The sequence below is a fragment of the Aquincola tertiaricarbonis genome (assembly GCF_023573145.1).
GTDB classification, from domain to species: domain Bacteria; phylum Pseudomonadota; class Gammaproteobacteria; order Burkholderiales; family Burkholderiaceae_C; genus Aquincola; species Aquincola tertiaricarbonis_B.
In genome coordinates this window covers 2,915,516-2,938,832 of the sequence record NZ_CP097636.1, presented here as the reverse complement: position 1 = coordinate 2,938,832, position 23,317 = coordinate 2,915,516, and the positions used below count along the sequence as shown (strand labels likewise).

Sequence of the window (23,317 nt, the reverse complement as noted above, 5' to 3'; positions counted from 1 at the left end):
TCGCTCCCGTTCAGCGGATCTGTGCGATCAGCGGTGCACCCTGCACCACGACGCGGTTGTCAGCGCTCAGGCCCTGCGTCACCACCACCGTGCCTGCATCCAGCGGCCGAAACTGCACCGGTTGCGGGATGAACCGTTCCGCACCGGACTTGATCCAGACGATGGCTTCGTTGGACGGGTTGCGCACCACGGCCTGGGCCGGCAGCACGACGCCCTTGATGCGCTCGTTCGACCGGGCCACCACGGTGACCGGCTGGCCGATGGCCAAGGGCAAGAATGGCAGGGCGGCCCCCGGCTTCGACGCACTGACGGCAAAGGTGATGGGCAGCACACCGTCGCGCAGCGAGCGGGAAGCCCCCAGCAGCCGTAGCGACACCTCGGGCACGCCCTGCAGCGACGCTCCGGCAACGCGGGCGGCCAGACGGGCATCGGCCGTCGTGGCTTCCACCAGCATGCGCGTCGGGTCCACCACCTCGAACAGCACGTCGCGTGGTTCCACCACCTGGCCGACGGCGAGGTCGGCACGGGCGATGACGCCGCTGACCGGGGCTGTCAAGGCTTCACGGGCGACCAGGCTGCCGCCGATGCTGCGTTCGCGCTCGGCCAGGCTGCGCGCTTCGGTGCGCGCGGTCTCGATCTCCTTGCGCGGCACCGTGCCCTCCAGGCCTTCGAGGCGCGCCAGGCGCTGCTCGGCCAGTTGCCGCTGCGCGCGCAACTCGGTCAGCTGGGCTTGCTGGGCGCCCTGGGCATACGGTTCGGCGTGGTGGCGCACATAGGCCAGCACCTCACCACGTTTCACCGACCGGCCGGCGACCGGCAAGCCTTGGGGGCCGGGCTCGATGCGCCCGCCATGCACAGCCTGCACACGGCCGCTCGCATTCGGGTCCATGACCACGCGGCCGGGCATCTCGACCGTGGCGGCGGCTTCCGATTCAGGCGCCAGCACCGTGCGGATGGCCATGCGCCGTTGCGCGAGCTTGGGCACGTTCACGCTGCCGTCAGGCAGGCGGGCCAGGCCGGAGGCGTTTACGGCTGCGCCCGGCGCGTCGAGATGTTCACCATTGGGGCCGTGCGCACCCGGTGCGGCGTGGGCCGGCCAGGCCCACAGCAGGCTGTTTGCGAGTGCGGCGGCTGCGGTGGCGGTGATGACTGCGCGCAGGCCGGGGCGGGTTGATCGAGCTTGCGTCATCACAGGCCTCCTTGCGTCAGGCCCGCGCGACGTCGGCGCTGCCGCCGCCAGGCGATGGCGCCGATCAGGCCCAGGGCTGCGACGCCAGCGCCGATCCAGGCGGCGCGTTCCAATTCGTGGTCATGCCCGTGGTCGTCCTTCGCGGCGGTGGTGGCTGCGCGACCGCCGGCGCTCACCAGCGTGCCGTCGAGCAGGTCGCTGTCTTGCCCCGCCACCAGGGTGAAGACCAGGCCGTGCTCGCCCGGCGTAGCCAATGCTTTCAGCAAGGCAGCGTCGGTGACGGCGTAGTCGCCTTGCTCCGAACGGAACGCCGCCACCGCCTTCAGCGCACCGCTTTCGACGCTGAGCTGGGCGCCGAGCACGGGCTCGTTGGACTCGTAGCGGTCCACCACGATGGCCAGTTCGCCCGGGCGCAGGTCGGCCACGAGCTCGAAGGCCTCGGACTTGGCTTCAACCCGAGGCAGGCTTGTGGGGGCGCGCAAGGCGGAGGGGCCATCCAGATGCTCGCCATTGGGACCATGGGCACCGGGGGCGGCGATGGCAGGCGCGTTGCCGCACAGAAGGAATGCCAGCAGAAAGGCCGTCGGCGCAAGCGCCAGCCAGGCCGGCATGGGGCGGAGTAAGAGGGGCTTGTTCATGGGAGGAGTCCAAGAGCTTGTTGGAGACGGGCGTGGGCAAGGCCCAGCGCCGCGGTCTGGCGGGCGACGGCGCTGTCGGCCTGCCCGGCGGCGGCCAGCGCGCGCAACTGGTCGGGCAGTGGTGTCTCTCCAGCGCGGAAGGATTTGTCGATGAGGGTCGCGCGTTCGCGCAGCAGGCGTGCGCGGGTGGTCTCGGCTTCGAGCTGGGCCTCGGCCGATCGCAGCGCTTCACGTGCGGCGGCGGTGTCGCTGTCCAGCTTTTCGCGCAGGCGCAGCTCGTGGGTTTCAGCCACGTCCAGCTCGGCGAGCGCGGCGGCTTCCAGCGGCCGGTTGCGGTCGTCGGTTCCAAAGGGCAGGCGCAGGCCGACGACCAGGCTGCCTTGGGTGGCTTCGGCCCGGCCGGGCACATCCTGGCGCACCCCCAGCGTCAATTCGGGCGCATCCCGGCGCGAGCGGCGCATCAGCTCTGCACGCTGGCGGGCCAGTTGGGTGGACTGGCTGGCGAGCTGGAGTTCCGGGTGTGGGGCCACCGGTCTAGTTGTCTCTTCGCCAGCCGGCCCGGCGAGGTCGGGCGCGGCAGCCAGTCCGGTGAGCAGGGTCCAACGCGCATGTGCTGCCTGCAGGCGCTGGCGCCCCTCGGTCTGCAGGGCGGAGGCAGCCAAGTGCTCGGCCTGCGCGGCCAGTGCATCGGCCCGCGCCAGATCGCCCGCCCGCACGCGGCGCGCCACATCATCGGCCAACTGTTTCAGGGCCTGCGTCTGGGCATCGGCCTGGGCGACCTCGGCCTGCAATGCGGCGACTTGCCACGCCACCTCGCGCAGTTCGCCGGCCAGGCGCAGCCGGGCTGCCAGGGCGGCTGCCTGGGCCTGCGCTGCCGCCGCGTCTGCGGTGCCTGCACGGGCAGCCCGCTGACCGGGCAGCCACAAGGGGATCGCCACCCCCAGTTCGGTCTCGCGACGGCCGGTGTTGCTCTGCAGGCGGTCGCTGCGGTGGCTGATCTCCAGCGACGGCGGCGCGGCCCACAAGCTGTCCGCAGCGGCGCGCTCGGCTTCGGCACGGCGGCGCTGGCCATCGCTTTCGCGGGCAACGACGGTGCGCTGCCAGGCGGCATCCAGGGCAGTGCGAAGCGGGACACGATCGACCGACAAGCCGGCATCGGCGGCGAGGCTGGCCCGGGGGCCTTCAACAGGTGTGGCAGGCTGGGCCACAGCGGGCCCGCCGGCCAGGCTGCCGGCGATCACGCAGGCAGACAGCCAAGGGAGAGGTTTCACGACGATCCTGACGATTCAGCAGCCGGGAGCGGCACAACGCGCATTCAGGTCACGCCGCAGGCGTGGTGGAAGATGGCGTGTGATGCCGGGCCGGCGGGAGGCCGGGCGTCCATGGGCGGACGCCCGCCGCGAGGGCGGGTCAGGCGCGGGGACGAGGCGGCCTGAGCAGGCCGTCGAGGGTGGGGTCGGGCACTGGGGTCTCGTGCAATCCGTTGGGGGCAGGCGACGCCAGAAGAGGCAGGCCGTGTGCCACCGCGGTGGTGAAGGCCGCCGTGGCGCTCAGGTGGTCGCTGAGCACGTGCTGCACCGATTCGTTTGAATCGTCGAGGTGGTAGGAGCCATCGTCATGGTGATGGTGGCCTTCTTCCTGCCAGTGCAACGCCGTGTGCTGGGCATCGGCCAGTGCATTCACCGTCGAACCCACCCGCCCAAGCGCCACCGATTGCCAGAAGATGGCAAACAGCATGACCAGGAGGACGGCGCGGCGTTGCATGAGGCGACCAGTTTACAGGACCATCTTTTCCGGGGTGCCTGCGCGGGCGCGCTCGCCGTGCAAGGTCAGCAGGAACTGTGCGACGTGTTGCTTCAGTCCTTCGCGCTCGGCAGCGCCAAGGCAGGCGTTGACCCGCAGCGTCAAGCCGCCGGGATCGCATGCCTGAATCTCGACGGCTGCTGGACCTTCGGTGTGAGTCCGCAGTGACGGATCGGGTGTCGAGGTGATGGAGCCTCCATCACCGGGCGGTGTGCCACCGGCCGTCAAGCGCTGGATGGCCAGCTTGGCGGGCAGGGGGCCTTCAGCATCCAGCAGCGCGAGGGCTTGCTCTTGGAAGCCCTCGACGTCCCGCGTCCAGGCCCCACGGAGACGCTTCACGTCATCGCAGCTGATCTCCAGCGGGTTCCGGAAGACCCTGAGCAGATCGGCGGGCAGCCCGGCCAGCCACATTTTTCGGCCGGCGTCGGCCTGGTCGATGCCCAGGGCTTCCGCCATCTGGCGCTGACTGCCGTACAGCTGAGCGTCCATCAGCTGCCGGTAGAACATGCCAGCTTCATATGCAGACAGCGGCGCGCGCTCCCTGTTCTCGGAGTGGGCCCGCCTTACCAGGTCCCCTTCGGCGAGCACCTCGACGATCGCTCTGATATGCAGCCCGAGCTCAAAGCAGGCTTGGCGGCGCCGATGGCCGTAGACCAGTTCGTAGCGCGGCTGCGAAGCGGCGCTGCGGCCCGAGGGCAGGGCGCGGACGAGGACGGGGATCTGGTTCCCACCATCATGTTGGATGCTCCGTTTGAGGTTTTGGAATGCGTCGCTGCGGTAGCTCTCGTCGTGCCGGTTGAACCAGCGCGACACATCGATCTGCCTGGGGTCCAGCAGCAGCACCGTCGGCGCTGACGCCTTCGGCTTCTCGCTACGCTGGGCCTGGCCAAGCTTGATCGTGGTCCGGATCTGGACAACCTTCTCCCCGCGCTTCACCGCCGCTCGCGCAACGCCGCGCACCGCCTGGTCAAGCCGGGCGCTGCGATGAACGCAGGCACCAACGCCTGCATGCAGGGCCGCGGCGTCGTTCACCGGTGCGGAGGCGACGAGAAGTTCAGGCGGATTGATCATGAAAGGACCAGGGGTTGCGACAAGAAGGCAGTCTGCCGAGACCTCGGAGGTTTGTCGCGCCGAGCGCAGGCAGCGCGCTGCCTGCGATGCCGGAGTGCACCGACGGACGGTGACGTGGTGACGTGGTGGCATGTCACCACGTCACCACGTCACCACGTCGCTGGCGTGGATCAGTCCCCCGACAGGGGCGGAAGGCCGCGCTGGCGCAGCAATTCACTCACCCCTGCCACCAGCAAGCGCTGCAACGACGTCTGTTCGCGCATGGCGAGTTCGGTGGCGCGGTGCCAGTCCGCAGGGCTGAGGCGCACGGCGATGCCGACGCGCTTGTTCTTGCCGCGCGTGGGCAGGATGCCAGGGGTGGCCGAGGCGCTCACCTCGTCCGCCGGCTTGACGGCGAACTTCTTCAGGCTGCTTGCTGCGTTTGCCATGCTTGTTCCTTCACGTGTTCGTACAACCAAGCCCAGTAGCCGTTGATCTCGTCGGCGGCCTTTGAGCCGCTGGGCGGGAACTCCGTTACCGCTCGACCGTCGGTCAGCGCGCGCGAGTACGCCCTGCGGTCGCCGATCACGATCGGCGCAACCCGGCCGCCGCCGCCCAGTGCTTCGATCGCCTGCATGACTTCAGGTGCGCGGGCGGGCGCGCGGTTCACGACGAAGGAATAGCCGCGGCCGGCCGACCGGGCCAGCGCCACCGACCTGGCGGTGGCCGACAGGTCGGGCATCGTGGGCTGACAGGGGATCACGACGTGATCGGCCGCGCGCAGCAGGGCGGTCGTGCCTGGTGCAGCGTGCGGCGGGCAGTCGATGACCGCCAGCTCGAAGCCTTCCGACGCGGCCCCTTCCAGAAGCTGGGTGATGGACGAGGGCTCGACGCGGGCGACGAAAGGGTCCACGGCTTGACGGTCCTGGGCCCAGCTGGCGACGGTGCCTTGCGGATCGGCGTCGATCAGGATCACCTGCATCGACCGCGCCGCCGCGACAGCGACATGCACGGCGAGGGTTGACTTGCCGGCGCCGCCCTTCTGGCTGAAGACGGCGATCTTCAGCATGGCGGCGTCCTCGATGCATCACCGCCGGCATGCCAGCATGTCGTCATGTCATCACTGTTGTTGGCGAGGTTGGGCCGGGCCGGCGGGTCATCGCGAGAGCTTGACTTCATGGCATGTCCTTGGGTTCGCTGAACAGATTCCTGGCGTTCTGGGCGCGGCGCACGGCGTCGATGTCGTTGGCGCTGGGCTCGGCCTCCAGGGGACGGCCTCCTCGGGCGTGGCGCGCCGGGGCGTAGCTGCGGCCTGCCGTCGCCGTGCTGGCGTGGCCCATCAAGGCGGCGACTTCCACCTTCGAGTAAGTCGCCTTGGCACGCGCGGCGAAGCAATGCCTGGCCGTGTACAGCGACGGATACCGGTCCCGGCCCGGAAAGGTCTCGCGGGCAACGTCACAGATCAGGTCGCGCACGCCGTCGTAGAGCGACTTGTAGCCGTCCTCGCCGAAGCTGCGCACCAATTCCAGAAAGGAGGCGACGACTGCCAGTTCCGTGCGGTCGCACTTGGCCAGGCCGATGGTCCGGGTCGCCGAATGCGCGCGCCCGTTCGTGGCCTTGGCGTTGACGACGACCAGCGATGCGCCATCGAGCGCAGCCCGGCGCCACTCGCAGGGCCGCAGGCCGGTCAGCAGTGTGGCGGTGATCCAGTGGCGGGCCGGGCTGGCCCAACTGCTGCGGGACCGGCCGAGCGCCTCGCCCAACCTGGTCCAGTCAACCATCGACAGCCACTTGGCCTTTTGTTGTGCGCCGCGCAATGTCTGAAGGTTCAGCGCTCGCCGCGCCCGTAGCTCATCCTGTCGGTCGGACTCGCTCGCCGAAGGTTCGGGGTCGATGATCTTCAGCACGTCCCAGTCCCGCTCACCCGGCTCTGCCTCGATCAGGTGCAGGATGGCTGCGCGGTACAGGCGTGCGGTGGCCTCGGTCACGGTGGGTTCCAGGCAAGCGTAGGCGATGGCCACGCGCACGTTGCGGTCCGGGATCTCGGCCATCTCGCCCGCTGCCAGCAGCTTGGCGGCGTGGCGTTCGAGCCGGGCCACGACACGTCTGTAGAAGCTCTGCGTCTCCCGCGTTTGGGTGAGTTGTGTGGTTCGCATTTCAGGCGCGCTCATGTGGTTGTTAATGCGGCGTGGTGGTGGTGCTGAAATGCGACTAGGGGCGTGCTGCCTGAAATGCGAGATCAGGCCGCTGCGGTGCCGGGTCCCGCTGGGGCCGGCGACGCGGCGTCGGCCGGTCGGCCGCAGGCGCCGGCGACCCGCTCCGTCATCATCTGCGCCACCTTGTGGCTGTTGGCGTGCCAGCCCGACTTCCACCGCTTCCCTTCCAAGACAGTGAGTTCTTGGACGATGGCCGCAGCCTCTTTCAGGCCTGCGAAGTCGATGCCGAAGGTGAGGCAGCGATCGACGTGCTCGCGCAGCCGCAACATCAGCGGCTTGTCGTTGTCGGCAAAAGCCGCCGCATCGACATAGGTATCCAGGTGCGTCGCGTTGCCGCGATTTCCAGCGGCGCCACGCCCTGCCTGCAGCCGAAGCTCGGTGTCCTGCGATGCGTGGCCGACGATCAGTTCAGCGTCGCCGACCGGCACCCCGCGCACGTGCATGCGCGTGATGGCGGTGTGCCTGAACGAATGGAACACTTTCTTGGCGGTCTTCAGATCGCAGTCGCGCAGATGCTCCGAGTACACGCGGGAGAGGTGCTTGGAGGGATCGTTCTTCCGCGTCTTGTTCATCGGGCGATGCGGAAACAGCGCCTGTGCGCCGGCCAGGCGCAGCTTCTCGACGTAGGCCAGGAAGCCGAGTTCGACGAGCGCCGACGCGATGGGAATCCTGCGGACGGAGTTCTGGGTCTTGGGCCCGTCGCTGTCGTTGAGTTCCTCGCTGATGTTGATCACCCACAGCTGCGACGGCGCGTCGAGCACGATGTCGGCCACGCGCAGGCCGACGAGTTCTCCCGCGCGTGCGCCGCTGAAGAGCGCCAGCAGCGGCGCCCAGAAGTCATCCGCCGCGTTCAGGTTGCGCAGATAGCGCCGCGGTTCGAAGATGCCCTGGATCTCGGCTTCATCGAAGAGGTCGTAGTGGTTGGACTTCTTCTCCTTGCTGGAGATCACGCGGTACTGCGCGGTGGCTCGGTCGAAGGCGTCGTCGATCGGGCTGATGGCGATCCAGTCGTTGGCCAGCGCCTGCACGAAAAAGTCTTGGAGGTGGCCAAGCGCTTTCTTGACCGTGCGCGCGTTGAGGGTCTTCAGCTCTGCCTTGGTCGGCTCGACCGCGGTGTCTTCAGGCGACGTCGCCGCACGCTTGCGGTCTGCGAGGGCCACCCTGGCGGCCTTCGACGGACGCTTGGCGTAGCGATCGACGAAACCTTTGACGTCGGACCGGGTGACTTCGTGGACACACACGGTCTCTCGGTCGCGGCCTTGCGCAGCCAGATCATCGAGCAGCATGGTCAGCGTGCGCAGCTTCTCGCCGGGCGTGCTGCGGGTGCCGCGCGTGACCTCGGCGGCCGATCCCGCGTTCGCGGCAGCGACGAACTGCTGGATGGCCTCGACCATCGGCGTCGGGCGAGCGACGCGGTGAGCGCCGCTGGCGGCCTGCTTGAGGTCCTGCACGAGGCTGGCCATCGCCTGGCTGGGATCTTCGCCGCGGCGGATGGCCTTCATCAGCGCGTCGCGCAGGTCGCCGTTCTGCGTCAGGAAGCTCTGGAAGAGGCGGAGGTCGTTGTCGTCCTTGATCTCGGCTTCGATGCCGCCCGGCAGCTTGAGGTTGAGCGGGGTGATCAGGTGCCGGAGATCGGCGGCAGGGTCCTTGGACATGGCGGCGCGCAGTCGTTCGAGTTCTAAGTTGAGCTCGAGCGCGAGGATGCGTGCTGTCCGGCAGTCCTTCGTGCGAAGGGAGACCCTGATCTCGCGGCGCGCGCCCACGCGCTCGCGCAGAGGCACCGGCACGATCCACCGGAAGGTGAAGGTGCCGTGTCGGTTGCGGGCGAGTCGAGCGGGCTTGGCGGCCAAAAGTGGATACCCTAGGTGGATACCCCGGCCAAGAAAAAAGCCTCGCAAGTCTTTGACCTGCGAGGCTATTTTAGATTTTGGTGGCGCTTCAGGGATTCGAACCCCGGACCTGCGGATTATGATTCCGTCGCTCTAACCGGCTGAGCTAAAGCGCCTTGGAGCCTTGCAGTATAGCGACAAATTTTGTGGCGTGTCCAGCGTCACGCGCGACAATCTGCACATGTTCAGTTTCTTCAAGAAAAAGCCGCCCCCGCCACCGCCGGGACCGCCCGCGGTTGACCTGCGCACGCTGCGGCCCGCGCCCCTGGCCACGCCCGCGCCGGCTCCGGCCCCGGTGCCTGCACCGGCGGCCGTGCCCCCGGCAGCGCCCGTCCCGACACCGGCCGCCGCACCCATGCTGGCTCCGGCGGTGCCACCGGCGGCACCCGTCACGGCCTTCCAGCCGCCTGCCGTGCAGCCCGCCATGCCGGTGCCTGCGCCCGCGGCGCCGGTGTTCGCGCCCGCACCTGCACCCGCACCCTTGGCCGCACCCGCGCCGGCCCCAGTGGCGCCTCCTGGCGTGGACCTGCGCACGCTGCGCCCGCCGCCGGCACCGCCCGTTGCCGCGCCGGCCAGCCCGGCGGTGGCGCCCCGTCCCGCGCCCGCACCGGCGCCCCGCCCCCCGGCCGCCGCCCCGGTGCACGCCGACCTGCGCGGCGCGATGGCCAACTTCGATGCGCCGCTGGAGCGTACCGAGTGGGTCAGCAAGCTCAGCCAGGGCCTGCGCAAGACGGGCTCCAGCATCGCGCAGGTGTTCTCCGGCACCAAGATCGACGATGCGCTGTACGAAGAGCTGGAAAGCGCGCTGCTGATGGCCGACGCCGGCGTCAAGGCCACGCAGTGGCTGCTCGACGACCTCAAGCGTCGGGTCAAGGAAGCCGGCGTGACCGAGCCGATGGCGGTGAAGGGCCTGCTGGCCGATGCCATCGCCGCGTTGCTGCAGCCGCTGGAGCGCCCGCTGGTGATCGGCGAGGCCACGCCTACCGTGATGATGGTGGTGGGCGTCAACGGCGCCGGCAAGACGACCAGCATCGGCAAGCTCACCCGCCACCTGGCCGATGCCGAGCAGAAGGTGCTGCTGGCCGCGGCCGACACCTTCCGCGCTGCCGCGCGTGAGCAGCTCACGGTGTGGGCCGGCCGCAACCGGGTGGAAGTGGTTAGCCAGGAAGGCGGCGACCCCGCGGCCGTGACCTACGACGCGGTGATGGCCGGCCGCGCGCGCGAATGCGATGTCGTGATCGCCGACACCGCCGGCCGCCTGCCCACCCAGCTGCACCTGATGGAGGAGCTGAAGAAGATCCGCCGCGTGATCGCCAAGGCGCAGCCCGACGCACCGCACGAGGTGCTGCTGGTGGTGGATGGCAACACCGGCCAGAACGCGCTGACGCAGGTCAAGGCCTTCGACGAGGCGCTGCAGGTCAGCGGCCTGATCATCACCAAGCTCGACGGCACGGCCAAGGGCGGCGTGCTGGCCGCCATCGCGCTGTGGGCGCGTGAGCGCAGCGCCAAGCAGCCGGGCCTGCGGCCGCTGGTGGTGTATTTCATCGGTGTGGGTGAGCAGCTCTCCGACCTGGAGACCTTCAATGCGCGTGAATTCGCGCACGCGCTGCTGAACTGACAGCGCGCACTGCGGTCCGGTTCAGATCGAGCCGGGCCGCAGCGGCGGGCCGGCGTCGCCGCCGGGGTCCAGGTCGTCGAACCAGGTCGACGGCGGTGTCTCGCGGTCGGTGGGCGGGTGGCTGTTGGGGTGGCGCTCCAGCACCAGCGGCACCGGCAGGCCCAGCCCGTGGGCCGGCCCGGGGCGCGGCGGTGTGGCCACCACATCGCCATGCATGGGCTCTTCCTGGGGCTGCCGGGCCGGCACCGGCACACCGGGTCGCGCGACAGGCAGCACCGCCTCGCGCAGCGCATCGGGCACGGGCAGGGCGCCCGCATTGAGCACCAGCACCCGCACGCGGGCCGCTTCCAGCACCCGTACGATGCGCTCGGTGCGGCGCAGGCGCTTGGCGCTGTCGTTGGGCTTGCGCAGCAGCACCACGGCCACCACCTGCGACGAGCTGTCGCACACCATCAGGTCCACGCTCAGATGGCCCACGCGCTTGAGCCACTCGGTGTACGAGTGACGGCGCGGCACATTGAGAAAACCTGCCAGTGGCACCGCCGCCAGCAGCAGGTGGTCGGGCAGGGCGCGGTGCAGCGCCTGCAGGGCCAGGCGCTCATGCAGGTCGAGCACGCGGGTGGCCTCAGGCGGCCAGTTCGCCAGGGTGTCGAGTCGATCCAGCGCCTGTTGCGCCTTCGAATGCCGCTGCGCGCGCAGCCACAGCGGCGTCAGCAGGATCAGCGTGCCGGCGATGCCCGTTCCCAACCAGATCCAAGCGTCGTCCATGCCCTTGCGTTGCGATTGCTACAGCGGCGGACCGTAGCGCCCCCACCCGGCAGGGGCAACCTCGCAAAGGTGACGAGGCGTTTCAGCGGGGCCCGCCCAGCCCTCCGAAACCGCCGCCACCCAGGCCGCCCATGCCCTTCATGCCGCCCATGCGCTTCATCATCTTCATGAGGCCGCCGCCCTTCATCTTCTTCATCATTCCCTGCATCTGCTCGAACTGGTTGAGCAGGCGGTTGACCTCCTGCACATGCACGCCCGAGCCGGCGGCGATGCGGCGCTTGCGGCTGGCCTTGAGCAGCTCGGGCTTGCGGCGCTCCAGCGGCGTCATCGAGTTGATGATGCCTTCCATGCGGCGCACCTCGCGCTCGGCGCGGTCCATGTCGGGCTGGCCGGCCTTGGCGGTCATCTGCGCCGGCAGCTTGTCCATCAGGCTGGACAGGCCGCCCATCTTCTTCATCTGCGTGATCTGCGACAGGAAGTCGTTGAGGTCGAAGTTGTCGCCGCTCTTGAGCTTGGTGGCCAGCTTCTGCGCGGCCTGGATGTCCACGCCCTTCTGGACTTCTTCCACCAGCGCGACGATGTCGCCCATGCCCAGCACGCGGCCGGCATGGCGTTCGGCGTCGAACACCTCCAGGCCGTCGATCTTCTCGGACACGCCCGCGAACTTGATCGGCGCGCCGGTGATCTGGCGCACCGACAGCGCCGCGCCGCCGCGCGAATCGCCGTCCAGCTTGGTCAGCACGATGCCGGTGAGCGGCAGCGCCTCCTTGAAGGCCTTGGCGGTGTTGATCGCGTCCTGGCCCTGCATCGCATCGACGACGAACAGCGTTTCCACCGGCTTGAGCGTGGCGTGCAGGTCGCGGATCTCGGCCATCAAGGCCTCGTCGATGGCCAGCCGGCCGGCGGTGTCCACCAGCAGCACGTCAAAGTAGTGCTTGCGGGCGTAGTCCAGCGCGGCCAGCGCGATGTCGTGCGGTTTCTGGTCGGGCGTGCTGGCAAACCACTCGGCGCCGGCCTGGCGCGTCACGGTCTTCAGCTGCTCGATGGCGGCGGGGCGGTAGACGTCGGCGCTGACGGTCAGCACCTTCTTCTTGCGCCGCTCGATCAGGTGCTTGGCCAGCTTGGCGGTGGTGGTGGTCTTGCCGGCGCCCTGCAGGCCGGCCATCAGGATGATCGCGGGCGGCTGCGTGGCCAGGTCGAGGTCGCTGACGCCTTCGCCCATGGTGGCGGCCAGCTCCTTGTGCACGATGCCCACCAGCGCCTGGCCGGGGTTCAGCGAGCCGGCCACTTCGGCGCCCAGCGCCTTGTTCTTCACCCGCTCGATGAAGTCGCGCACCACCGGCAGCGCCACGTCGGCCTCCAGCAGGGCCATGCGCACCTCGCGCAGCATGTCCTTGACGTTGTCTTCGGTGATGCGGGCTTGGCCGCGCATCGTCTTGACGAGTTGCGACAGGCGATCGGCGAGTGTGGAGGCCATGACGGTTCCGGGAGCTTCAGGGGGCAGGGGCCGCGCGAGACAGGCGCAGAGGGCGGCCGAAGGGGCAAATGCTAGCAGGCGGGGTGTGGGCGGCCGGGCCGTCACTGCGGCAAGACGCGAAGGCGCAGTGCCCCGAACGTACACTGCCAAGGAAACGCCGGGCCGCCCCAAGTTTCCTTGGCCCCCTCGGGGGGCGGGCCGGGTGCAGCCCGGACCAGGGGGCCTCATTACTTCATGAACTTTCTCTCGGGTTCCACCGACGTGGCGGCCTTATCGGTCTGGGTGCTCGGCCTGGTCGCGCTGGTGGGGTATGCGGCGGCCACCTGGCCGATCGAGTCACGCTCGCGCTGGCCCGCCGTCGCCCTCGGGGTGGCCTGGGTGGCCCATGGCCTGGCGCTGGTGCTCGACGTGGGCGGCTGGGGCCAGGCGCAGCGTGGCGCGCGCTTCGGCTTCGCACCTGCGCTGTCGGTCACCGTGTGGCTGGTGCTGGCCATGCATGCGGTGGAAAGCCGCTTCGTACCCTTGCCCGGCGTGCGACGGCTGCTGGCCCTGGCCGGCAGCGCCACGCTGCTGCTCACCTTGATGTTCCCGGGCGACGTGCGGGTGCACGTGGGTTCGCCCTGGGTGCCGCTGCACTGGTTGTTGGGCGTGGCTTCGTATGGCCTCTTCGGGGCGGCGGTGCTGCATGCCTCGCTGCTGGACGCGGCCGAGCGCCAGATGCGCCCGCGCGCCGGCCGGCCGCCGGCTCCGGGCGGTGTGCTGCCCGCGCCGCTGGGCCTGCCGTTGATGCGGCTGGAGCGCCTGACCTTCCGCTTCGTCGATGCCGGCTTCGTGGTGCTCAGCGCGGCGCTGCTGCTGGGCATCGGCAGTGCGGTGCAGTCGCCGGCGCTGTGGAAGTGGGACCACAAGACCATCTTCTCGCTGCTGGGCTGGGGCACGGTGGCGGTGCTGATGGTGGGCCGCCACGTGCGCGGCTGGCGCGGCCGCCATGCCACCCGCTGGCTGTATGCCGGCGCGGCGCTGCTGCTGCTGGCCTACATCGGCTCGCGTTTCGTGCTCGAGGTGCTGCTGGGCCGCGTGTCATGAAGTACCTGGTGCTGTTTCTCATCATCGGCGTGGTGCTGTACGTGATGTCGCGCAAGCGCTCGGCACCACCGCCGACGCCGCGGCGGCCGCGGCCCTCGGCCGCGCCGCAGCTCGAAGGCATGGTGGCCTGCGGCCATTGCGGCCTGCATCTGCCGCGCAGCGAGTCGCTGCCCGGCCCTGACGGCCAGGTGTTCTGCAGCGCCGCGCACCGCGACGCCGGGCCGCGCGGGTGAGCACCGGCGCCGCGCGCGGGCCCGAGCCGCCTGCGCCGCCCAGCAGCGGCCCTGTCGACCGGCGGCGCCACGGCCGCCGTGCCACCGATCGGGGCGGCGAAGCCCCTCAGACCTGGCTGGGCACGCTGGGCGGTGAAGGCCGCGCGCCGGGCGCGGGTGCGGCCGATCGCCGCGGCGATCCGCAGGCCGAGCCCACCGCTTTCCGGCGCTTCTTCCGCCTCTTCATCGGCGCCCGCGCGGTGATCGGCCTGGCGCTGCTGCTGGCCCAGGGCACCGGCAGCGCGCTGGGCGTGCGCGCCTTGTGGCCGGCGTTGATCCTGAGCGCCGGTTATGCCGCCCAGGCGCTGCTGCTGTGGCTGCTGCCGCGCTGGCGCCATGCGGGCGCCGGGCCGGCGCTGTCGGTGCCGGTCACCGCGGCCACGGTGGGCGTGGACGTGGTGGTGTTCTCGGTGCTGCACCTGCTGGACCCGGCGTCCGGCTTCAATTACGTGGCCCTGCTGGTGCTGCCGGTGCTGATGTCGGCGGTGCTCACGCCGCGCATCACCTCGCTGGGCACCGCGGCGGCGGCGGCGCTGGTGCTGCTGGGCGGCGCCTGGCGCGGCACCCTGGCCGGTGGCGACCTCACGGTGCTGATGATGCAGGCCGGCCTGGCCGGCATCGGCCTGTTCGTCATCGCGCTGCTGGCCGGTGAGCTGGCCAGCCGGCTGGCGCGCGAAGAAGCGGCCGCCCGCGGCAGCCTGGAGCTGGCGCGCCAGCAGGCGCAGCTCAACCGGCTGGTGATCGAGCAGATGGCGGACGGCGTGCTGGTGATCGACCGCCGCATGCGGGTGCGGGCCGCCAACCCGGCGGCGCGGCGGCTGCTGGCCGACCAGGGCCTGGCGCCGGCCGCGCCCTTCGAGCTGCCGCAGGTGCCGGCCTGGCAGGGCCTGGCGCGCGCGGTGTCCGATGCGTTCGAGTCCGGCGGTTGGGGCGAGGGCATGCGCGAAGCCGGCCTGCAGTTTCCCGGCGCGGGCGAACGACGGCTGCGGCTGCGTGCGCGCTTCACCGGCCGCCGGGCCGAGGACCGGCTGGCCACCGGCAGCCAGGGCACCGGCGAAGAGCTGTGCGTGCTGTTCATCGAGGACCTGCGCACCGTGCAGGCCCGCACCCGCCAGGAGAAGCTGGCTGCGATGGGCCGGGTGTCGGCCGGCATCGCGCACGAGATCCGCAACCCGCTGGCGGCCATCGCCCAGGCCAATGCCTTGATGGAAGAGGACGCCGCCACGCCCGACCAGCAGCGGCTCACCCGCATCGTGGCCGACAACGTGGAGCGGCTCAAGCGCATCGTCGACGACGTGCTGGAGGTGGCGCCGGGCAGTGCGCCGCATGCGCGCCTGATCGACCTGGCGGCCGAGGTGCCGCCGCTGGTGGCCGACTGGGCGCGTGCCGAGGGCTTGGGCCTGGGGCCCAGCAGCCGGCTGCAGGTGGACCTGCAGCGCCCGCCGGCCCCGCCTGCCGTGGCCGAGCAGAGCACCTGGCTGGAGCCCGCGCCGCCGTTGCCGGTGCGCTTCGACCTCGACCACCTGCGCCGGGTGCTGGTGAACCTGCTGGACAACGCCCAGCGCCATGCCAGCGCGGCGCCGGGCGCGGTGCGCGTGCTGTTGCAGCGTGAAGGCCTGGCCCAGGTGCGGCTGGAGGTGTCCAGCGACGGCCCGCCGATCCCGCCCGAGGTGGAGCGGCATCTCTTCGAGCCCTTCTTCTCCACCCGCAGCCGGGGCACTGGCCTCGGCTTGTATATTTGCCGCGAGCTGTGCGAGCGGTATGGCGCCAGCATCGACTACCAATGGCGGCCCGCGGACACGCCGGGGCGCAATGCGTTCTCGGTGACGATCCCGCTGGCCGCAGATCACCCTCCACCGACCACGCCATGACCACCACCTCGCCCTTCAGCCTGCTTGTGGTCGACGACGAGCCCGACCTGCGCACGCTGTACGAGCTGACGCTGGTGCGTGAGGGCTACGACGTGGAAACCGCCGGTTCGGTGGAAGACGCGCTGGCCCGCCTGGCCAGCCGCCGCTACAGCGCCGTGATCACCGACATGCGGCTGCCCGACGGCAGCGGCCTCGACCTGCTGCGCCACATCGAGCAGCAGGGCCGGCCCGAGAAGGCCATCGTCATCACCGCCTACGGCTCGGCCGAGAACGCGGTGGAGGCCTTGAAGTCGGGCGCCTACGACTACCTGACCAAGCCGGTGGACCTGCGGCAGTTCCGCGCGGTGGTGGGCTCGGCCCTGGGCCGCAGCGGCCAGCCGCTGCCCACCGTGGTGCCGGCGCAGCTGCCTTCGGCGCTGGCCCAGGGCCTGCCGGCCGCACCGGCCGCTGCCGCGCCGGCACGCAGCCGCAGTGGCGAGCCGCCCGCGGCGGCTGCAGCGCCCACGCCCGTGGCGCCGACCCGTGCCGCGCTGGCCCGCCTGGTGGGCCACAGCGGTGCGATGCAGCAGGTGCGTGCCTTGATCGAGAAGGTGTCGCGCAGCATGGCGCCGGTGCTGGTGCAGGGCGAGTCGGGCACCGGCAAGGAGTTGGTGGCCAGCGCCATCCACAAGGTCAGCTCGCGCGGCAGCGGCCCCTTCATCGCGGTGAACTGCGGCGCCATCCCCGAGAACCTGCTGGAGGCCGAGTTCTTCGGCTACCGCAAGGGCGCCTTCACCGGCGCGGCCGAAGACCGTGAAGGCTTCTTCCAGGCCGCGCATGGCGGCACCTTGTTCCTGGACGAGATCGGCGACCTGCCGTTGTCCATGCAAAGCAAGCTGCTGCGCGTGATCCAGGAGCGGGCGGTGCGGCCGGTGGGCGCGGTGAACGAGGCGCAGGTGAACGTGCGCATCGTCAGCGCCACCCACAAGGACCTGCAGGCCGAGGTGCAGGCCGGCCGTTTCCGGCAGGACTTGTTCTACCGCCTCAACGTCATCCAGATCCGCGTGCCGCCGCTGCGCGAACGGCTGGACGACCTGCGGCCCATCAGCGCCGCGGTGCTGGAGCGCATCGCGCGTGACGCCGGCGTGGCGCCGGCGCCGCGCTTGAGCGACGACGCCTTCGCCCACCTGGCGCGTTATGCCTTTCCGGGCAATGTGCGCGAGCTGGAGAACCTGCTGCAGCGGGCGGTGGCCATGTCGGGCGGCGACGTGATCGGCCGCGATGACCTGGGCCTGCCCGATGCCGCCTTTGGCGACACCCAGTACGCCGACGACCTGGCCGCGCTGCCGCCGGCCGAGCCGCGGCCCGCGCCCGCCGATGCGCCGCTGCCCACCGACCTGGCCGCCTACCTGGACGACGTGGAACGCGACATCCTGGCCCGCGCGCTGGAGCGCCACCGCTACAACCGCACGGCGGCCGGCGCCAGCCTGGGCCTGTCGCTGCGGCAGATGCGCTACCGCATGGCCCGGCTGGGCGTGCATGCCGGCGCAGGCAGCGGCGAGGCGGCGGCCGACGGCGATGACTGAGCCGGCGCCGCTCGCCGGGCAGGCACCGCCGAAGGCGCTGCAGCAGGGTTGGTGGCCCGCGGCGCGCCGCATCGATTCACCCAACCATGGCGAGCGCCCGGCCGGTGAGGCCATCTCGCTGCTGGTGCTGCATTCCATCAGCCTGCCGCCCGGTGTGTATGGCGGCGACGAGATCGAGCGCCTCTTCACCAACACGCTGGACTGGGACGCGGACCCGTATTTCGGCCAGATCCGAGGCATCGAGGTGTCGGCGCATTTCGTCATCCGCCGCGACGGGCAGGTGCTGCAGTTCGTGTCCTGCGACCGGCGGGCCTGGCATGCGGGGCAGTCGGCCTGGCGGGGCCGGCCCAACTGCAACGACTACTCGATCGGCATCGAGCTGGAAGGGCTGGAAGGCACGCCCTTCGAGGCCGCGCAGTACGCCGCGCTGGGGCCGCTGGTGGCCGCGCTGGCGGTGGCCTATCCGCTGCGGGACGTGGCCGGCCACGAGCATGTGGCACCGGGCCGCAAGCACGACCCCGGGGCGGGCTTCGACTGGAAGTTGGCAGAGGAAATATCGCGTCGTCAAGGGGCACAACTGCTATGGCCCCAACTCGCTACGGATAGTGTCTGAACCACTGGCAAGCACTAGATCTAGTGCTATGCTTACAGCACTGCAGCGGTGAGGCCGCGGCCCGTAAGCCGCCCCCTCACCGTCTCAGCACCGCTTCGGAACCGCCCCCCCCCCATCACGCGGGTTGGCGGCCCGTTGCAGCCTCCAGCAGAACGAACACTCCACACATCTGGGTCTTCCGGCAAGGACGCATTCGCGCCTGGCCAGGGTCCCTTTTTCGCCGTTTTTTTCAGCACAACCTCTAACACCAAGACAGGAGAAGCGCTTTATGCACGCCACTGCCAGTTCCTCGGCGTCGTCCCCGGTGTTGCCGACGTCCCCCGCCCGTGCGACGGTCGCCAGCACCGCCGCACCCGCCTACCAGGGCTACCAGATCCTGCGCCGCAACGGCGCGGTCGTGGCCTTCGAGCCCAACAAGATCGCCGTCGCGCTGATGAAGGCCTTCCTGGCGGTGCATGGCACCCAGGGTGCGGCCTCGGCCAGCGTGCGCGAGACGGTGGACGGCCTGACCGAGAACGTGGTGCGTGCGCTGCTGCGCTCGCGTCCGGGCGGTGGCACCTTCCACATCGAGGACGTGCAGGACCAGGTGGAACTGGGCCTGATGCGCGGTGGCCACCATGAGGTGGCGCGTGCCTACGTGCTGTACCGCGAGCGCCGTTCGCAGGAGCGTGCCCGCCAGGTGACGCCGGACGAAGCCGCGACCCCGCACACCCTGTTCGTCACCGAGAACGGCGTGCGCGTGCCGCTGGACGATGCCCGCCTGCAGATGCTGGTGGAGTCGGCCTGTGCCGACCTGGGCGCCGACATCCGCCCCGAGCCCATCCTGTCCGAAACCCGCCGCAACCTGTACGACGGCGTGCCCATCGAAGAAGTGCACAAGGCCGCCATCCTGGCCGCCCGCACGCTGATCGAGAAGGACCCCGGCTACACCCGCGCCACCGCCCGCCTGCTGCTGCACACCATCCGCAAGGAAGTGCTGGGCTTCGAGGCGATGCAGGCCGACATGGCCACGCAGTACGCCGAGTACTTCCCCACCTTCATCAAGAAGGGCGTGCAGGCCGAGCTGCTGGACGAGAAGCTGATGCAGTTCGACCTGGCCCGCCTGGGCGCGGCCCTGAAGGCCGAGCGCGACCTGCAGTTCGACTACCTCGGCCTGCAGACGCTGTACGACCGCTACTTCCTGCACGTCAACGAAACCCGCATCGAGCTGCCGCAGGCCTTCTTCATGCGCGTGGCCATGGGCCTGTCGCTCAACGAGATCGACCGCGAGGCGCGTGCCATCGAGTTCTACAACGTGCTGTCGACCTTCGACTTCATGTCGAGCACGCCCACGCTGTTCAACGCCGGCACCCGTCGCTCGCAGCTGTCCAGCTGCTACCTGACCACCGTGGCCGACGACCTCGACGGCATCTATGAAGCGCTGAAGGAAAACGCGCTGCTGTCCAAGTTCGCCGGTGGCCTGGGCAACGACTGGACCAACGTGCGTGCGCTGGGCTCCTACATCAAGGGCACCAACGGCAAGAGCCAGGGCGTGGTGCCGTTCCTGAAGGTGGTCAACGACACGGCCGTGGCCGTGAACCAGGGCGGCAAGCGCAAGGGCGCGGTGTGCGCGTACCTCGAGACCTGGCACCTGGACATCGAAGAGTTCCTGGAGCTGCGCAAGAACACCGGCGACGACCGCCGCCGCACCCACGACATGAACACGGCGAACTGGATTCCCGACCTGTTCATGAAGCGCGTGATGGAAGGTGGCGACTGGACGCTGTTCTCGCCCTCCACCTGCCCCGACCTGCACGACAAGATCGGCAAGGCCTTTGAAGAAGCCTACGTGGCCTATGAAGCCAAGGCCGACCGTGGCGAGATCAAGCTGTTCAAGCGCATGCCGGCCAAGGACCTGTGGCGCAAGATGCTGTCGATGCTGTTCGAGACCGGCCATCCCTGGATCACCTTCAAGGACGCCTGCAACGTGCGCAGCCCGCAGCAGCACGTGGGCGTGGTGCACTCGTCCAACCTGTGCACCGAGATCACGCTGAACACCAGCGACAGCGAGATCGCCGTGTGCAACCTGGGCTCGGTCAACCTGGCCCAGCACCTGAAGGACGGCGGCATCGACCACGACAAGCTCAAGCGCACCGTGTCCACCGCGATGCGCATGCTCGACAACGTGATCGACATCAACTACTACGCCGTCAAGAAGGCGCGTGACAGCAACCTGCGCCATCGTCCGGTGGGCCTGGGCATCATGGGCTTCCAGGACGCGCTGTACCAGCTGCGCACGCCCTACGCCAGCCAGGCCGCGGTGGAGTTCGCCGACCGCTCGATGGAAGCCGTGTGCTACCAGGCCTACTGGGCCTCGACCGAGCTGGCCGCCGAGCGTGGCCGCTACAGCAGCTACCGCGGCTCGCTGTGGGACCGTGGCGTGCTGCCGCTCGACTCGCTGAAGATGCTGGCCGAAGAACGCGGCGGCTATGTGGAAGCCGACACCGAAGCCACGCTGGACTGGGACGCGCTGCGCCAGCGCATCGCCACCCATGGCATGCGCAACAGCAACTGCGTGGCCATCGCGCCCACCGCCACCATCTCCAACATCGTGGGTGTGGATGCGTCGATCGAGCCTTGCTTCGGCAACCTGTCGGTCAAGTCCAACCTGTCGGGTGAGTTCACCGTCATCAACGAGTACCTCGTGCGTGACCTGAAGAAGCTCGGCCTGTGGGACGACGTGATGGTGATGGACCTCAAGCACTTCGACGGTTCGCTGCGCCGCATCGACCGCGTGCCTGAAGACCTCAAGCAGCTGTATGCCACCGCCTTCGAGGTCGAGACGCAATGGCTGGTCGAAGCCGCTGCACGCCGCCAGAAATGGATCGACCAGGCGCAGAGCCTGAACATCTACATGGCCGGTGCCTCGGGCAAGAAGCTCGACGAGACCTACAAGCTCGCGTGGATCCGTGGCCTCAAGACCACCTACTACCTGCGCACCATGGGCGCCACCCATGCAGAGAAGTCGACGGTCAAGGCCGGTGCGATGAACGCGGTGAGCTCGGGCTCGCAAGCCAGCGGTGGTGGCCTGTCCGCCATCGATGCAGCGGCTGCCCAAGCACGTGCTCAAGCGGCATCAGAGCCCGCCACCGACATCAAGTTCTGCGCCATCGACGACCCGGGCTGCGAAGCCTGCCAGTGATGGCGTGAGCGATGCGATGTTGTCGATGCGAAGCGGCAACATCGACATCGCATTGATGTCAATAAGTGCTTGGTGTTTGAACACAACACTCCGATAATTTCAACACCTGAGGATGTACATACATGCTGGTCTGGGAAGACGACAAGCCGGTCGAAGCCAAGGCTCCTGAAAGAGCTGCACAACCTGTTGACGCGATGGTCCAAGCACCCCGCGCAGCGATGGCATCGCCGGCTCTGCAAACCGCCGCGTTCACGCCTTCAGCCCCCGTCGCACCCAAGGCTGTTGCCCCTGTCGCAGGCACATCGATTGCCGCCGCTGCTGCACACAGCACGCGCCGCGTCAACGTGGCCGACAAGCGCATCATCAATGGCCAGACGGATGTCAATCAGCTCGTCCCGTTCAAATACAAGTGGGCTTGGGAAAAGTACCTCGCCACCTGTGCCAATCACTGGATGCCGCAAGAGGTGAACATGTCGCGCGACATCGCGACCTGGAAGGACCCCAACGGCCTGACGGACGACGAGCGCCGCATCATCAAGCGCAACCTCGGCTTCTTCGTCACGGCCGACTCGCTGGCGGCCAACAACATCGTGCTGGGCACCTACCGCCACATCACGGCCCCTGAGTGCCGGCAGTTCCTGCTGCGCCAGGCGTTCGAAGAAGCGATCCACACCCACGCGTACCAGTACATCGTCGAGTCGCTGGGCCTGGACGAGAGCGAGATCTTCAACGCCTACAACGAGGTGCCGTCGATCCGCGACAAGGACGAGTTCCTGATCCCGTACATCGACGCGATCATGGACCCCAACTTCCAGACCGGCACGCCCGAGAACGACCAGACGCTGCTCAAGAGCCTGATCGTCTTCGCCTGCCTGATGGAAGGCCTGTTCTTCTACGTCGGCTTCACGCAGATCCTCGCGCTGGGCCGGCAGAACAAGATGACGGGCGCCGCCGAGCAGTACCAGTACATCCTGCGCGACGAGTCGATGCACTGCAACTTCGGCATCGACCTGATCAACCAGCTCAAGAACGAGAACCCGCACCTGTGGACGGCGGAGTTCAAGGCCGAGATCACGGCGCTGTTCCTCAAGGCCGTCGACCTCGAATACCGCTATGCCGAAGACACCATGCCGCGCGGCGTGCTGGGTCTGAACGCGTCCATGTTCAAGGGCTACCTGCGCTACATCGCCAACCGGCGCGCGGTGCAGATCGGCCTCGACCCGCTCTTCCCGAACGAGGAAAACCCGTTCCCCTGGATGAGCGAGATGATCGACCTGAAGAAGGAGCGCAACTTTTTCGAAACCCGCGTCATCGAGTACCAATCCGGTGGCGCATTGAGCTGGGACTGAACGCGCGCTTCGATCACCCGATCGGCAGCAGACAGTTCCCTGGTGTGAAGAGATCAAGATCCGCGGCACGAGAAGCCCGGCCATAGAAGCCGGACTCTCGGACCGCCACCCCGTTCACCGTACCGAGGCAGCCGGCCCTGAGCCGGAAGACCGCGGACGGTGGGCCACCTTGCTGTACTCGAGCAGCAGGGTGCTGTTTGCAACTTGATCAAGGAGATTGAAATGGCAACTGCGAAGAAGGCCGCACCGGCCAAGAAGGCGGCTCCGGCGAAGAAGGCCGCGGCCCCGGCGAAGAAGGCGGCACCGGCCAAGAAGGCCGCCGCTCCGGCGAAGAAGGCTGCACCGGCCAAGAAGGCGGCTGCACCGGCGAAGAAGGCTGCGGCCAAGAAGGCGGCACCGGCCAAGAAGGCGGCGCCCGCGAAGAAGGCCGCTCCGGCGAAGAAGGCTGCACCGGCCAAGAAGGCGGCTGCACCGGCGAAGAAGGCTGCACCGGCCAAGAAGGCGGCTGCGCCCGCCAAGAAGGCCGCCGCACCGGCGAAGAAGGCTGCTGCCAAGAAGGCCGCTGCACCGGCCAAGAAGGCTGCTGCTGCGCCCGCCAAGAAGGCGGCTGGCAAGAAGGCCGCGAAGAAGGCGCCGACCCCCAGTGCCCCTGCTGCCCCTGCGGCAAAGACGGCCCTGAGCCCGGCTGCGGCCTGGCCCTTCCCGACCGGCAACAAGCCCTGATCGTGCGCA

Annotated in this window: 20 protein-coding genes and 1 tRNA gene; 9 read left to right on the top strand and 12 right to left on the bottom strand. The window is 69.3% G+C overall.

Going from position 1 to position 23,317, the window contains the following annotated elements; translation table 11 throughout:
* Window positions 1-10 precede the first annotated feature (10 nt).
* From MW290_RS27905 to MW290_RS27860, 10 genes are all read right to left on the bottom strand, one after another.
* Window positions 11-1,189: an efflux RND transporter periplasmic adaptor subunit gene (locus tag MW290_RS27905; protein ID WP_250197621.1), complete on the bottom strand. Its 1,179-nt coding sequence runs from the start codon at window positions 1,187-1,189 to the stop codon at window positions 11-13.
* On the bottom strand, window positions 1,189-1,827 hold the full coding sequence (locus MW290_RS27900) for a hypothetical protein (RefSeq protein ID WP_250197620.1): 639 nt from the start codon (window positions 1,825-1,827) through the stop codon (window positions 1,189-1,191). The genes MW290_RS27905 and MW290_RS27900 overlap by 1 nt, the downstream gene beginning before the upstream one ends.
* Window positions 1,824-3,098 carry a TolC family protein gene (locus tag MW290_RS27895; protein WP_250197619.1) on the bottom strand — a complete coding sequence of 425 codons (1,275 nt, stop codon included), beginning with the start codon at window positions 3,096-3,098 and terminating at the stop codon, window positions 1,824-1,826. Before MW290_RS27895 ends, MW290_RS27900 begins: the two co-directional genes overlap by 4 nt.
* Before the next feature lie 139 nt (window positions 3,099-3,237).
* Complete coding sequence (locus MW290_RS27890; RefSeq protein ID WP_250197618.1) at window positions 3,238-3,591, bottom strand: hypothetical protein; 354 nt, start codon at window positions 3,589-3,591, stop codon at window positions 3,238-3,240.
* Window positions 3,592-3,603: 12 nt separating this feature from the next.
* Window positions 3,604-4,701 carry a ParB/RepB/Spo0J family partition protein gene (locus tag MW290_RS27885; RefSeq protein WP_250197617.1) on the bottom strand — a complete coding sequence of 366 codons (1,098 nt, stop codon included), beginning with the start codon at window positions 4,699-4,701 and terminating at the stop codon, window positions 3,604-3,606.
* A gap of 170 nt (window positions 4,702-4,871) precedes the next feature.
* The gene (locus MW290_RS27880) at window positions 4,872-5,129 is read right to left on the bottom strand and encodes a hypothetical protein (protein ID WP_250197616.1); all 258 of its coding nucleotides are present in this window, start codon (window positions 5,127-5,129) and stop codon (window positions 4,872-4,874) included.
* Window positions 5,105-5,749: a nucleotide-binding protein gene (locus MW290_RS27875; RefSeq protein ID WP_250197615.1), complete on the bottom strand. Its 645-nt coding sequence runs from the start codon at window positions 5,747-5,749 to the stop codon at window positions 5,105-5,107. The genes MW290_RS27880 and MW290_RS27875 overlap by 25 nt, the downstream gene beginning before the upstream one ends.
* Before the next feature lie 106 nt (window positions 5,750-5,855).
* On the bottom strand, window positions 5,856-6,851 hold the full coding sequence (locus tag MW290_RS27870; RefSeq protein ID WP_250197614.1) for a site-specific integrase: 996 nt from the start codon (window positions 6,849-6,851) through the stop codon (window positions 5,856-5,858).
* A 68-nt stretch (window positions 6,852-6,919) separates the two neighbouring features.
* Window positions 6,920-8,746 carry a site-specific integrase gene (locus MW290_RS27865; protein ID WP_250197613.1) on the bottom strand — a complete coding sequence of 609 codons (1,827 nt, stop codon included), beginning with the start codon at window positions 8,744-8,746 and terminating at the stop codon, window positions 6,920-6,922.
* Between the two features lie 78 nt (window positions 8,747-8,824).
* Window positions 8,825-8,901: transfer RNA gene (locus tag MW290_RS27860), tRNA-Met, on the bottom strand.
* A 65-nt stretch (window positions 8,902-8,966) separates the two neighbouring features.
* Between MW290_RS27860 and ftsY the strand changes: the two genes are divergently transcribed.
* A complete protein-coding gene (gene ftsY, locus MW290_RS27855; protein ID WP_250197612.1) occupies window positions 8,967-10,403 on the top strand; it encodes a signal recognition particle-docking protein FtsY in 1,437 nt (478 codons plus the stop codon).
* A gap of 21 nt (window positions 10,404-10,424) precedes the next feature.
* Here ftsY and MW290_RS27850 read toward each other — a convergent pair whose 3' ends face one another.
* Both MW290_RS27850 and ffh read right to left on the bottom strand, forming a co-directional pair.
* Window positions 10,425-11,171: a DUF2726 domain-containing protein gene (locus MW290_RS27850; protein WP_250197611.1), complete on the bottom strand. Its 747-nt coding sequence runs from the start codon at window positions 11,169-11,171 to the stop codon at window positions 10,425-10,427.
* 82 nt (window positions 11,172-11,253) lie between these two features.
* Complete coding sequence (ffh, locus tag MW290_RS27845) at window positions 11,254-12,648, bottom strand: signal recognition particle protein (protein ID WP_250197610.1); 1,395 nt, start codon at window positions 12,646-12,648, stop codon at window positions 11,254-11,256.
* Between the two features lie 234 nt (window positions 12,649-12,882).
* On the opposite strand from ffh, the gene MW290_RS27840 reads away from it, so the two are divergent.
* From MW290_RS27840 to MW290_RS27805, 8 genes are all read left to right on the top strand, one after another.
* Window positions 12,883-13,734, top strand: coding sequence for a cytochrome C assembly family protein (locus MW290_RS27840; RefSeq protein WP_250197609.1), 852 nt, complete (start codon window positions 12,883-12,885; stop codon window positions 13,732-13,734).
* Complete coding sequence (locus MW290_RS27835) at window positions 13,731-13,967, top strand: PP0621 family protein (RefSeq protein WP_250197608.1); 237 nt, start codon at window positions 13,731-13,733, stop codon at window positions 13,965-13,967. The genes MW290_RS27840 and MW290_RS27835 overlap by 4 nt, the downstream gene beginning before the upstream one ends.
* Window positions 13,964-15,877: a sensor histidine kinase gene (locus MW290_RS27830; RefSeq protein ID WP_250197607.1), complete on the top strand. Its 1,914-nt coding sequence runs from the start codon at window positions 13,964-13,966 to the stop codon at window positions 15,875-15,877. The genes MW290_RS27835 and MW290_RS27830 overlap by 4 nt, the downstream gene beginning before the upstream one ends.
* Window positions 15,874-17,442, top strand: a complete 1,569-nt coding sequence (locus MW290_RS27825) for a sigma-54-dependent transcriptional regulator (RefSeq protein ID WP_250197606.1) — start codon at window positions 15,874-15,876, stop codon at window positions 17,440-17,442. The genes MW290_RS27830 and MW290_RS27825 overlap by 4 nt, the downstream gene beginning before the upstream one ends.
* Window positions 17,435-18,055 (top strand): 1,6-anhydro-N-acetylmuramyl-L-alanine amidase AmpD, encoded by a 621-nt coding sequence (ampD, locus tag MW290_RS27820; RefSeq protein WP_250197605.1) that lies wholly within the window; start codon window positions 17,435-17,437, stop codon window positions 18,053-18,055. Before MW290_RS27825 ends, ampD begins: the two co-directional genes overlap by 8 nt.
* Window positions 18,056-18,323: 268 nt before the next feature.
* Window positions 18,324-21,236 carry a ribonucleoside-diphosphate reductase subunit alpha gene (locus MW290_RS27815; protein WP_250197604.1) on the top strand — a complete coding sequence of 971 codons (2,913 nt, stop codon included), beginning with the start codon at window positions 18,324-18,326 and terminating at the stop codon, window positions 21,234-21,236.
* Between the two features lie 218 nt (window positions 21,237-21,454).
* Window positions 21,455-22,585: a ribonucleotide-diphosphate reductase subunit beta gene (locus tag MW290_RS27810; RefSeq protein WP_375142865.1), complete on the top strand. Its 1,131-nt coding sequence runs from the start codon at window positions 21,455-21,457 to the stop codon at window positions 22,583-22,585.
* 222 nt (window positions 22,586-22,807) lie between these two features.
* Window positions 22,808-23,308: a hypothetical protein gene (locus tag MW290_RS27805; RefSeq protein WP_250197602.1), complete on the top strand. Its 501-nt coding sequence runs from the start codon at window positions 22,808-22,810 to the stop codon at window positions 23,306-23,308.
* Window positions 23,309-23,317 lie beyond the last annotated feature (9 nt).